This is a genomic window from Phycicoccus sp., assembly GCF_035325325.1.
In the GTDB taxonomy this organism is placed as follows: Bacteria; Actinomycetota; Actinomycetes; order Actinomycetales; family Dermatophilaceae; genus Phycicoccus.
In genome coordinates, this window is the sequence record NZ_DAOLAC010000010.1 from 92455 (window position 1) to 104421 (window position 11967).

Annotated in this window: 9 protein-coding genes; 3 read left to right on the top strand and 6 right to left on the bottom strand. The window is 64.4% G+C overall.

Translation table 11 applies throughout. The features are described from left to right. Positions 1-288: 288 nt before the first annotated feature. The 4 genes from PKA89_RS08675 to PKA89_RS08690 all read right to left on the bottom strand — a co-directional run bounded on the left by PKA89_RS08675 (position 289) and on the right by PKA89_RS08690 (position 6910). Positions 289-555, bottom strand: coding sequence for a hypothetical protein (locus PKA89_RS08675; protein WP_324418577.1), 267 nt, complete (start codon positions 553-555; stop codon positions 289-291). A gap of 19 nt (positions 556-574) precedes the next feature. After that, positions 575-4462, bottom strand: a complete 3888-nt coding sequence (locus PKA89_RS08680) for an FtsK/SpoIIIE domain-containing protein (protein WP_324418579.1) — start codon at positions 4460-4462, stop codon at positions 575-577. A gap of 18 nt (positions 4463-4480) precedes the next feature. Then, positions 4481-5491, bottom strand: a complete 1011-nt coding sequence (locus PKA89_RS08685; protein ID WP_324418581.1) for a hypothetical protein — start codon at positions 5489-5491, stop codon at positions 4481-4483. A gap of 831 nt (positions 5492-6322) precedes the next feature. Next, a complete protein-coding gene (locus tag PKA89_RS08690; RefSeq protein WP_324418583.1) occupies positions 6323-6910 on the bottom strand; it encodes an isoprenylcysteine carboxylmethyltransferase family protein in 588 nt (195 codons plus the stop codon). A gap of 223 nt (positions 6911-7133) precedes the next feature. On the opposite strand from PKA89_RS08690, the gene PKA89_RS08695 reads away from it, so the two are divergent. Further along, the gene (locus PKA89_RS08695) at positions 7134-7490 is read left to right on the top strand and encodes a hypothetical protein (RefSeq protein WP_324418585.1); all 357 of its coding nucleotides are present in this window, start codon (positions 7134-7136) and stop codon (positions 7488-7490) included. A 145-nt stretch (positions 7491-7635) separates the two neighbouring features. Here the strand turns inward: PKA89_RS08695 and PKA89_RS08700 are convergent, their stop codons facing one another. After that, a complete protein-coding gene (locus PKA89_RS08700) occupies positions 7636-8193 on the bottom strand; it encodes a hypothetical protein (RefSeq protein WP_324418587.1) in 558 nt (185 codons plus the stop codon). Between the two features lie 374 nt (positions 8194-8567). Between PKA89_RS08700 and PKA89_RS08705 the strand changes: the two genes are divergently transcribed. Together PKA89_RS08705 and PKA89_RS08710 are read left to right on the top strand one after the other, a co-directional pair. Next, the gene (locus PKA89_RS08705; RefSeq protein WP_324418589.1) at positions 8568-9629 is read left to right on the top strand and encodes a hypothetical protein; all 1062 of its coding nucleotides are present in this window, start codon (positions 8568-8570) and stop codon (positions 9627-9629) included. A 225-nt stretch (positions 9630-9854) separates the two neighbouring features. Next, positions 9855-10613 (top strand): DUF429 domain-containing protein, encoded by a 759-nt coding sequence (locus tag PKA89_RS08710; protein WP_324418591.1) that lies wholly within the window; start codon positions 9855-9857, stop codon positions 10611-10613. A 108-nt stretch (positions 10614-10721) separates the two neighbouring features. Here PKA89_RS08710 and PKA89_RS08715 read toward each other — a convergent pair whose 3' ends face one another. Beyond that, a complete protein-coding gene (locus PKA89_RS08715) occupies positions 10722-11789 on the bottom strand; it encodes a hypothetical protein (RefSeq protein ID WP_324418593.1) in 1068 nt (355 codons plus the stop codon). Positions 11790-11967 lie beyond the last annotated feature (178 nt).

Genomic DNA, 11967 nt, shown 5'->3' on the forward strand with positions numbered 1-11967 from the left:
CGGCGACGACTCGTGCGTGCGCCCGGTCTGCCCGGGCCCGGGAGTCGTGGGCCTTCGTCAGCTCGAGTTCGATTCGTCGTCTCTCGTCACCAGTCGCTGCCCGGTGTAGGCCCTCCAACGCTGCAATCTTCGCGGTACATCGCCGCAGCACGTCGCTCGCGTGGGCTTCAGCCCCTCCCGTGATGGCAATGGCTTGGGTCAGGACGCCACTGACGCTCGGGCCCCACTGGACCAGTGCCCTGTCCACCGCAATGATCGCGTCTTCTCGTGTGCGGACTTCGACCACGACTAACTCCGCCGGTATTGCTCGAGGGCCGCGGCCTTCTTCTGGATCGTCGGGACGTACTGGCCCTTGAGCTTCTCGGTAAACTGATTGAGCGTCCTGACGGTCTGTTTGTAGTCCTGCTCGAATCGGCGGCGCTCCGAGTCGTCCCAACCCGAGTTCTCCAAGGCTCTCGCCAAGGAGCGGGCGATCTGTTGTAGCTGGTCGGCCGAGGTGCTGAGGGACCTAGCGAACTGCTTGAGCTTCTCGGGGTCTGCGACTACGCCTGACATGGCTTCTCCAATAGATGTCTCATGACGGATCTTGGATTACTTCCGATAACCACAAGCGCGAAGGTGGAGCGAAACCAGTTAGGCGGGTTGATGATCCTCGGTCGTCGTTGACCAACACCAGCTGGTTATCGCGCAGCTGCGTAGCCAACCCGGAGCCGATCAGATTCTGCGAGTCATCGGCGCTCATCCGACCTGCGATCCTCCAGCCCATCTCGCGCATCATTCGCGGCGTCATCCGTCTGGCCACGCCCGAGACGCTGTCGGCCCAAAGGCAGGTGTGGATGCCCACCTCGGGACCGTCACGCAGGATGCTCTCGAGTCCATCGAGGAGGTCTTGATCCGTGTCGAGGCTGGTGACATCCGGATCGAGTTCTCGTGCCCGATGGATCCCGAACAGGAACAGGACTCTTGCCGGCCGTTTCGGGTCTTCCGACTCGATGCGGTTTCGTACTTCGGACAGGTATGACGCGACGACATCTGGGAAGGCGCGCCTGCGACGCAAAGAGATTCGGCCCACTTCGAGCAGCGGTTCGAGCCGCGTGTCTAGCCCGTCGTCGACCGGCATGAAGTCGACGATGTCGATTGCGCCAGCCGACGTTGACGCCGATGCGACGGCTGCGACAAGTAGCCCGTAGGCAGGCCCCGCAGCGGGTTCGAACTCATCTCCCAGGCTCTCCCCTCCCCGAACCACGGCGAGAACGTTCGAACCCATTTCACGAAGAAGCGAGATGTCTCCTACTTCACCGACGGTCATGGGGACGCCCACACGGATTCTCACGGGCGCCGCTCCGGTCGCGGCGAGTTCTTCACGGAACGAACTCGACGCCTGCTGATCCAAGGGGTGCAGGCTGCTGCCCTCGAAGACAATCGGGGTGCGGCCGAGGCCGATTGCATCAGCTCGCGATCGCATGGCTCGGATCCTCGCCACGCGATCAGACTCCGGTAGCAGGGCTCCTCGAAACCGCTCATTGGCTTGCACAGCGCCTCCGTATCCGTTCAGGACGCCCTCGCCGCGTACGGTGAGGTAGTCTCCGGCCGGATTCCCCTCACCCAGGACCGCACGCGCGTCCGGCTCCGACGCAGGCAGCAAGAGGCGAACCGGGAGCAGCCGCAGGACGTGCGCCCCGAGCGCGTCGAGTCCGGCCACGCTCTGAGACCCGAGAAGCACGTGAACCCCGAAGCCACGACCTTGGCGGATGATCGACTCCAGGCGGTCAGCGGCGGCCTGACCCAATGCGTCATTTCTGGTGAAGAGCACTTGGAACTCGTCGAAGAGAAGCAGGATCCGAGGCACCTTGTCGCCTGTGCTCGCGCGCAGCCCTTCGACGCCGGTGTGGCCACCTCCGGTTGCGCGCAGGAGTTCGGCCCGGCGGCTGATCTCCTTCTGCACGGATTCGAGGACGTTGAAGCCGAACTCACGATCAGACTCGATCGCGATGACCTTCGCGTGAGGAAGCTTGTGCTCGGCGTACGCCTTGAACTCAACGCCCTCCTTGAAGTCGATCAAGTACAGCTCCAGCTCTTCGGGGCCGTAGAGCGTGGTCAGTCCTGCGATGTAGGTGTGTAGGAGGGTCGACTTTCCTGAGCCGGGCCGTCCAACTAGCAGCGCGCCAGCGTGGTCTGTGGAGTCGAACCCGAGGATGGCGACGTCGCGTGCGCCCTTCTGTCCGATGGGGGCGAACAGTCCTCGCGCGCTGTCGTCCATCCACCATGTCGATGGGTCGGACGCTCGGGTCGAGATGGCGGCGGACCCTAGCTCTGGTCGCAGCCCTCGGGCAACGTAATTGCTGTACAGGCCGAAGGTCTTCTCGAATGAGACTGCCGACTGAGAACGCTCGATGCTTGCCCTACCCACGAGGTCGACAACTCGCTTCGCGTTGCTGTCTGCACGTGGCAAGCTCTCGTGACGGAAGGCAAGGGCAAGGGCGTAGCCGTTCACGCTTTCAGTGAAGCTGGCCGACAAGTCAAGGCGTGTCATAAGCTGCTCGACCTCGCCGGGTCGGACACCGTGGGGGGAAGCGCTCGACGGATCGTGTGCAATGAGCGTGTAGACCCCGCACCTCGGCCCGTTTCGGACGATGTTCTTGAGGCGCTCCATGGACCTTTCGGTCAGGCCCTGGGGGAAGCCGAACAGCACCACCAGTCTGTAGGGTTCCGCAACCTCGCCGGCGTCTGCGTTGAACTCATCGATCGAGGCGTAGGTGGTTCGCAGGTATTTTTGAACGACCAGTTCGATGTGCGCTGAAACTTCTTGAAGCCTTGTTTCGAGGTCCTCGGCCGATGTCCAGACCTTTCCCCCGATGAGGTCCGCGTCGTACTCGGCTAGGTCGAGGAGGTCTCCAGCTGACTGACCCAAGCCGACGGGATCGAAGATGCACATCTGCAGCTCGCCTGGTGCGACGGAGACGAGGTGGCGCAGCATCAGGCTTCGCACGAAGGCCGACAAAGCTTCCTGGTCGGTGCTGCGGGCGATGAGGTTCTCGTGAAGGGTTGTAGCCCACGGGAGGGCAATCTCCGCACCGAATGTCGCATTCGGCCCTAGCTGCGGGTCGGCGCGGGGCGAGAGGGATCCTCCAAGTGCGTGCCTGAGTCGGGTACCTGGCTCCGGAGGCAGCCAGCTCTGCCAGATCTCGCTGGCCCAGGGTTGGAGGATTGGCGGGAGTCCGCGAACCACCGTCGCTGCCGTTTCCCGTGCCGGGGCAAGTTTCTGCACTCCTTCCTCGGCCAATCTAGCTGCGTGGCGCTCCTGAGCGGCAGAGGCGTCTACGCGGCGCGACACGGCGTTGTCGAGCGCTGCTTCCATGGCCCCTAGGCGTCGCGCGAAACGGCCCAAGGCTTCGGCGCCTTCTCTCCTTGGGGCGCTGGAGAAGAGTTTGTCACGGGCCTGCCGGAGGGAGGCCCACGCAGTCCTGATATCCGCGTCGAAGGCTTGAGCATGAATGGCGGAGAGCTGCATTGGGCTTCCCGGTTGCGGGCGAGAGACCCAGTTGTCCGGGTCATGACTCAACGCGGTTGTCAAGAAGCTGCCCCGCCCCGTTCGCGGCGGCCGGGGCGTGCCGAACTCCTTACAGACGTTATTAAGCTGTTCGGATCGCTCTGCCACGGCGTGTTCCAGGGCGACGGCCTGTGCTTGGAGGGTCTCAAGAATCGTCTGATCGGCCAACCATGATTCACTGAGCGCGCGACGCGCGTCGGCGAGGACCTCCCACAGGGCGACTAAGTGTGACCAGCCGTCGGACCCCTTGGTTGGCTCGCTGGTCTCGACTACCTGCTCCGGTACCGCGTAGTTGCCGCCGAGGAGGTCGATCATGGTGCCCGCACCTTCGTGACCTAGGTCGCGCGCGCGACGAAAGGCGTCCAGCGCCCCGTCAACGTCGCCTAGTCCGTATCGAGTCGAGGCCAGACCATAGGCCGCGTTAGCGTCGCCCGCGTCGGCTCCCTCCTTGTAGTACACGGCCGCCGTCTCCAGGTCGCCCTCCGTCTCGAGCACCCGGCCGATCGCCCAGCATGCCTCGGTGTCGCCGTTGCTTCGAGCGTCGAGCAAATACCTCTTGGCTGCTTCGGTTTCCCCGTTCTGCGCCAGCATCAGCCCGAGGTTCAGCACGGCCATGGTGCTGCCTGCAGCGATGGCGCGTTCGTAGGCCTCCCGGGCGGCACTGGCGTCTCCTGAGTCGTTTAGCAAATTGCCAAGGCACATGGCCGCTTCACGGTGGCCCCGAGCCTCGCCGCGAGCGAATGCCTCGCGAGCGAGCTGGTCGTAGCCAGTTCTATGCAGAACTTGACCGAGCAGAACGGCGGCGTCAGCGCTGCCAAGTTCGTCGGCTTGGCGGTATGCCGCCGTTGCGCCTCCTTGATCCCCGCTGGCCTCACACGTGGCCGCCCACTGCAGCAGCTCGTTCTCGTTCATCACGCGCTCTCTGTGCGCTCAGTCGCCACCGGTTGCGAGGGGGCCATCGCCTAGCAGCTGCTGCAGACCCGCGAGGAGTGCGCCCTTCGTCACTGGCGCTTGAATTGTCCGTTCCACCACGGAGAAGTCACCCGGAGCGCGGGTCGCCGCAGTTTGGGCGTGCTGGGCGATGAGACGGTAGCTCTCGTCGGACGGCACGACATAACCACATCGTCGCGCGGCGGCCACGTCGAAGGAGACCTGGTTGACCACGGTCCAAGCGAAAAAGAAGATCCGGGCGGCGAGTTCGTAGTCGCGCATCTCCACGGCCTGTTCACTGACCCGCGCCCACGTTTGCCATGGACGTTGGAACAGTTCGCCGAAGTTTGTCCCTGAATAGTCGAGATTGGGTCCTTGCGTCGCGTCACCGATCCGGCCGAATCGCTCGAGCGCCTCCCAGAACACGTCATCGCTCGCCTGTCCGACGATGCTGGTCCACTGCTCCATGAAGGCGCGTGCTTCCGTCATGAGTGCCGACGTGACCTCGGGTGGACGCCAGGAAGCCGGGGGTGCCCCAGAATTCAAGACGGCATCTGAGGTCGTCGTGGTCTCTTGGGAGAGCGTTCCACGCAGGAAGTTGAGCATGGTGTTGCCGAAGAGGCGTCCCTCCTCGGTTTCCGCACTGAGGCCCTCCAGCATCCACACGTCCATCCGTTGCAGCGGACCGAACACGATCTGAAAACGGCCCGAGCGTTGCGTCTGAAGTTGCGCGATGGAAACGTCGCGCGCCAGGACCGTGACCTCGCGTTCGGACGGCAGGGCGATCGCGATTCGTGATCCGTCCCCCATAAGCAGAGCCGGGGCGCCAGTCCTTGGCGTGTGCCCTTCCATAACCGTCGCTTCGTCAACACGCCACAGAAGTTGGCTGTTGGCGAGGTCGACTCCCGCACGCGCGGCAGCCGCTTGCCACATTGGGTGGCTGCGCAGCCCGGTGAGAGGTAGGTCGACGAAACTAGGGAGTTTCGGCCCTCGGCTCGAGAAAAGACCCATCGTGCTCCCTTTCCAAGGAGGCCCCCGCGAGCCACGCCTCAGGCGGAAATCTATGGGCCGACCGGGTCGCCCACAAGGGGGTCGCCAACGTTCGGTACGCCGCCATCCGCCTTCTGGCCCACCTCCGGGGACTGCTCCACGCGCTGGTAGGTCGGGTCAGCCGCGCCTGCATGGCCGGCGTAGCCATGATTGCTTGGTACTCGCCGTGGGCCACCGGCCCAGTGCGTTGCAAGAGTCGGCTGCCGGTTGACAAGGGGTTGAGCCACCGAGGTGCGTCTGCGTTGAACCGAGGACGGCGCGCCAGCGCCGCCCGCAGGTCTGGCCGAGCGAAGCGAGGCCCTTGACCTAGTAGAGGTCAACTCGGCAAAAGTGCGAGGCGCACTTGGGATCGGTGTTGGCCCGGGAATTGCACAGGCGGCAATCAGACACAGGTCCGCCCCTCGCGTTGGCCTAGGGACACAGGGCCGTGAACCGAACCGTGGAACGCCGATGGCCCTGGGCAAGAAGTGGCATTCTTCTCGCATCGGGTCGCCGAGTGTGAGGGGTCAAGGTTGCCGGACCACAAGAACAGGCGCGAATCGATCAACTTTCGCGTCTGGCTCCTTCTCGGTCTGGGGACTGTCACCGGAGGCGGCCTAGCCATCGAGTACGTCGGACACGGCGAGTACGCGAAGGGCCTCCTTGCCGGCCTGTTCTGCGCAGGATGCCTGCTCGGTCTCTGCTGGGCCTTTGACGACGCGTAGCTCCGCCTCAGGAGGTGCCCATCTCGCGGCGCAATGACGCATCTTGAGATGAGTCCGTGCGCCGCATGTTGACTTGGGGGTGATGGGCCTACCAAATCCCGGGGATTAGGCGGGCCCTTCCCGCGGCGTACTCGCGGTAGCCGGGCAGCGAACTAAGAAGGGCGGCCTCCTCTACGCGAATCCTGGCTGCAATGCCGATGAAGGGCAGGACGATCAAGGATGCAAGGGACAGCCAATTGCCCACAGCTAGCCCCAGCCCAGCCACGGTCATCAGCAGTCCGGTGTAGGAGGGGTGGCGCACCCACCGAAACGGGCCGCCGTCGACCACCCGTTGATCCTCACGCACCCTGACTACGACGGTGAAGGAGGGACCCAAGGTGAGCACGGCCCATTGTCGAAGCGCGATTCCACACCAGATGAGGAGAACCGCGACGGCGAGGAGGAGCCAACTGCCGGGGATCTCCCACCCCTCGGCGGTGGCGGAGAACCAGCCGGCCAAGATGCCGCCTGCTGCGATGCCCGCGACGACGGCCAAGATGCTGCCGCGGTCCACGCGTGTGCTCTGTGAGATGTTCGTCTTTCGTAGCCGCACGAAGACCTCGCCGACGGCGAGGGCCACCAGGCTGGCGACGAGCACGGCCCGAGCGATGGGTGATCCGGCGATCAAGGCCTCCACGTGATCAGTGTGGACGAGCGTGCAAGTCGTGGCCGAGCAGCCTCGCGAGCCGCGCGACTACACCTTGCTTCCCACTCATGAGCTGCTTGCCGCCCATCCCTACCTACCCTCCGGGTGCGGCGGATAGGCCGCGCGATGACGCACCCTTGGCCGCCTCCGTCGAACCGGCGCGACTGCAGGCGAGGCGTCCGCGATTCTGCCCCCTCATCGGTTTGACTAAGTCGTGATCGAGTGGAAGTTGACGCACGGCGACCGTGACTATCGGGTGCGCGCGGTCAAGCGCGGCCTCCTTCTGCGGGACAATGGCGAAGGCGAGAACGGACTCGGTGAGGCTCTGATCTCTTTTCTCTACGAGCGTCTGCTCAGCCTCGGGTCGCAGTACAAGGTAGGGGTGCTGCTCGAGACTCGCCGCGATGAACTGGGGTGGGCGCCCAACCGGCTTCAGCTGCTCTATCGCGAGGTCTTGCCCAAGGGCGCCGATCCACGCCAGCGGGTCAGCGAGCTACGGGAGCTGGTCCAACGTGGCCACTTTGACGCCTGGAGCGGACGACAAGAGAACCTCGGTCTGGATGGGGCCTGACACTCCTCGCTGAGTCATCAGTGCGGGCCGTCGTCCTGAAAGTCGCGAGACGGCCAGCCCCGCCCAACCCGGACCCACCCTCAGGTCAGACCCTGTGGCGCCCCCGGGCAACTGGTCGAGGGCCGGAGGAAGCCGTCAGGGCCTCTCACCTGGCCACCCCAAGCCCGCCCACGGGAACGTCCCGGATACGCAACTCTGATTCGAGGCGGGTCAACGCCTCGGATGAGAACACCCGCAAGCCAAGGTCACGGTAGGACCGTCCGCTGCGAGGCACCTCCCCAGCGGTTCCGTACAAGGAACCCACTGGCTCAAGGAGCAGCGGCGCCCAGCGGCGCGCCTCGGGCGAAACGGCAACTAGGAGCCGGAGCTGGGCATTCACCGGGACGGCCAATGGGGCCAGGACCGCGGTGTCGCGCGAGATGGAACTGGCCCGCGGGCCGAGCCACGCAAGGTCGATGTCGGCCCACCGGATGACGATCTCGGATCGCAGGACGGCCGGCGATGAGATGCGTAGGACATCCGGGTCGAACGCCAGCCGAGACGGCGTCATGATCCACCTCGCCGTCACGACCGCGTTGGCGCCGGCGTACGCGGCGACAGCCAAGAGCGGAATCCCGACCCATAGGGAGCCCGAGACCGCAACGTAGCTGCCCAAGGAAGCCAACCCCACGATCAGGGCCGTCATCGCCAGCACGTAGGCCACGCCCAGAACCCTGACGACCACGTAGCCAACTCCGATCGCCGCAGTCCCCGACCCGTCGCCGGATACTAGCCACTGATTCGCTCTGAGCAAGTGGGTTCGACCGTGCGTGGAACGCGCTCCTTGACCGCCCCGCCGGGCGGACTTAGCTGCCGACAACACCCTCACGCGGCGGAAAGACTCACCAGACTCGCGGCGGATAGGCCGCATGTCGGACCGCGAGCGCTCATGGCAACTTCGACGGCGTGGATGGCGCAGCGGCACTGGGTGTTCACCGTCCGACGCCGATGGGTCCCGCGGAAGCAGGATCCACTAGAGGCGCGGACGCTGGCAGGCACGTTGGAGCTTTCCTCCTGGGCAGCCGGCATGCTGTGCGGGTGCGTTCACGCAAGCATCAAGTGGTCCTCGTCTGGGGGGTTCTCGTCATCGGTGGCGTTGCCGCCGCGCTGGGCTACTACGCCTCGTCGACGGCTTTGGTGTCAGAGCCACCGTCGAGGGGTTTCGACGGCTGGGTTGCGCTCTTACAGCCTGCTTCAGCGGTGGAAGCGGATGTTCAGGTGCAAGTGACCGCTTCCGCACTCAGTCGAGGTTCCGAACCAGTCATGGCCTATTCAGTGAGCATGTGCGGCGGTGATGACTTTCACGGGTTCCTGTTAGTCGGAGGACTTGCTCGACTGCAGGGGGCGCAGGTGTCAGGGGCCCCGGGAGGGGTGCGAAACCTATCTGAGGCTGAACTCTCCGTCGAGAACATGGGTAACGGAACCACCACTACCTACGGCCGAGTCCAAATCATCCAGATTGACATCTCTGACCTGCCGGCGTGCTTGGCCTCAACCCCAAAGGATGAGTTCGGGGGCGTAGGGATGCGGGTCGAGGGCACTGCAGAAGCCCCGGTCGTCTCTGTCTCGGAGAACGTTTTCATCCGGGGCGCAGTTGAGCGGTGGTCTATGCCCTACGTCGGCAACTTTCCGGGTGCTGGTCAGCAACTGGGCGTGTTCCGCATCGAGGGCGGCATCCGGGGTGAGTACATCAGGCCGAGGTCGATGGCCGTAGCCGTCGACGCAGGACGCACCCCTCTGGGGCTGGAGGTGACTGACGCCCGACCACCGGTCGAGCGTGCAGACCTAGCTTCTTGGCGTCAGGCAGTCCCTTTCCAAGGCACTGCGAAGGTGCGCGACGTCAGGCGTCAGGCTGAGCTCCAGCGATGGAGTGTCGTCTCTGCCATCGGACTAGCCGTGTTTGGCTCGATCGTTGCTTCGATGATTTTCGAAGCAGTGCGACCAAGCGCGAAATCACTGGAGAGCTCTCAGCATGTCGCTCAAACCTCGGGGCCACCGGCGGTCGAGCGGCCCCAACAGGCCCGCATGAGGCCAACGTTCGTCCTTGCTGCCATCGCTGGCTACGTCATCGGTCGACTCCGCGGGCGGTTGCGCCGATAGCGACCAACTTTGCCGGAACAGCAATGCCGTTCGGGTCCCGCCCATAGGCCGCCGTCGATTGTGCACGCGGGGATCGGATCGAGCCGTCGTCAGAACGCTTCGTCGGTCGGACGGGCAACTGGCGGCGCTGAGACGCAAGCCGACCCAGTTTGGTACGTAGCCAAGTGGCGGACGCGTGTGTACGACCCCGACTCCGAGTCGCCCTGAGTCACCTAACCTCGACGGATGCAAACGCTCGGGATTGACCTAGCCGCGCAGCCCGAGAAGACGGGCATCGCGTGGCTGGAGTGGACCTCTGGCGGAGCCCGCGTTACCGAACTCGCCGTCGGAGCCTCAGACGAAACGCTGCTGCAAGGGATGGCCACAGCAAACAAGACCGGAATTGACTGTCCGCTCGGTTGGCCCAGAGAGTTCGTCGCATTCGTCTCAAAGCACCAGCACGACCATGTCGACGTGGAGCCTGGCCTGGCGGCAGATTGGCGGAGAAGGCTCTCCTTTCGAGTCACTGACCTGCACGTCAAGAGCACCGTTCCTGGGGTTCAGGGACTCAGTGTCTCGAGCGACCGCATCGGAGTAACCACCATGCGGTGCGCCGCGCTCTTGTCGCAGCTGGCGGTACTAGGCGACCCAGTTGTTCGTACCGGCAGCGGTCCTGTCACTGAGGTGTACCCAGCCGCATCGCTGGTTCGGTGGGGCTTCAGCCACAAGGGCTACAAAGGCACGAAAGCGAAGATCCGCCGCAGCGAACTGGTGGACGAGCTCTTGATTGCCGCGCCCTGGCTCGATCTTGGCTCGTATGAGAGCCTCTGCCGGGCAACAGACGATGCCCTCGATGCAGTACTCGCCTCTTTGACAGCCCGTGCAGCTGCGATTGGGCTGACGGACCCCATCCCTGTCGAAGACCAGCGAGCTGCCGAGATCGAAGGTTGGATCGCTTTGCCGGCCAACGGCACCCACCTTGCTCACCTGCTGGCACCACGCTGAGCTCAACGCGGCGAAGTGACGCGACATCTGTCCTCGCCCGAAGACCTGGCGGTAGAAGCGCCTAGGCCTCGGCGCCCGGCAAGCGCTGGATAGCGGGACCGGCGGGATTCAGCGTCGCGTACGGGAGGCCCGTCGAAGGGCCGCCGGCCCAGACACCGTGGCGGCTCTGCGAAAGGCCGCCCTGTACTCGGGCTGCCCGAGAGCAAGGTCTTCAAGGTCCCTGTTCTGATCCCGCTCCTCTTGTGCGTCGCGAACTGGCGGGAGTTGCAGGGCCTCGTAAAGTCGGAACCTGTTCAGCTGGATCCATGCGCTCAACGCTCGCCCGTAACTGTCTGCCGCGGCTACAGCGCCGCGGTAGGAGAGGAAAGCGCCACAGAGGGGCAGAAGCGCCACCAAGAGCCATACCCCGTGCGGCCAGTACAGAACGAATGTGAGCCCGAACATCGCCAAGCACGTGCCCACCATTCGCACGGCCAAGTCCATTGCGTTGCGCTGGTCCTGAACGTACGCCGTCTGTGAGGGTTCAGCGACCATGCCTATATGGTTCGCCCAGAGAATCAAATCAAGACCGACCGCGCCCCCCGCGACCCCCTCGTACTTGCGGAGTACATTTCCGAGTCTTGTAGGCATCACATTCTCATGCAATTGCGGATAGGTGCCCAGCGCGATTTTGGTCGCGCGGTATTGCACGCTCGCACCTAGCAGCGGAGCCAGTCCGCCGGCATCCATCACATCGGCCCAGTTGAGGTCGTCCCCCGCCTTGAGCCCCAGTCCGCCTTTGGTCCGGCGCACCCTGTCGTTGGCGTAATCCTTCGACTCCTCGAGTTGCTGCCGGCGGCGAAGATGACGAGCTATGTGTCGCTCTTGCATCGCCGACCCAAGGGCTCCTGGCCCCCAGTAGCCCTCCAAGGCTTGGACGGCTAGGAACTGGAGAGGATGGGTGACTACGGCGATCACCAACGAAGTCAGGATGAGCCCAAGGCCGAGAGCGGCTGCCTCTGCCGGCGTCTCCGTGGTCAGCCCGGAGAGGTCGGGCGGGCCCTCCCACGGTTGGGATACCAAGAGCAGGTACGACCAGACAGTGAAGAAGAAGGACGGGACAACCGAGACAACTCCGAAGTAGCGGCCGATCGTTGAAGTCGTTCCGAGTGTGGGGTCGTTGGTTAGCGTCAGCACGCGGTGCTCATCAGCCCTGGGCCGGATCGGTGGGCGGCTGGGCGTTCCCTAGCTGGTCTGCGGCCGACCGGTCAATCCTGCAGTTGCTGGTGCATGTGTAGACCGAGCCAATCAGTTCCACAGTGTCCAGCCCCCACAAGTTGGTCCACTTCGAGTGAGAGTTCTCCGGGTTTGACCG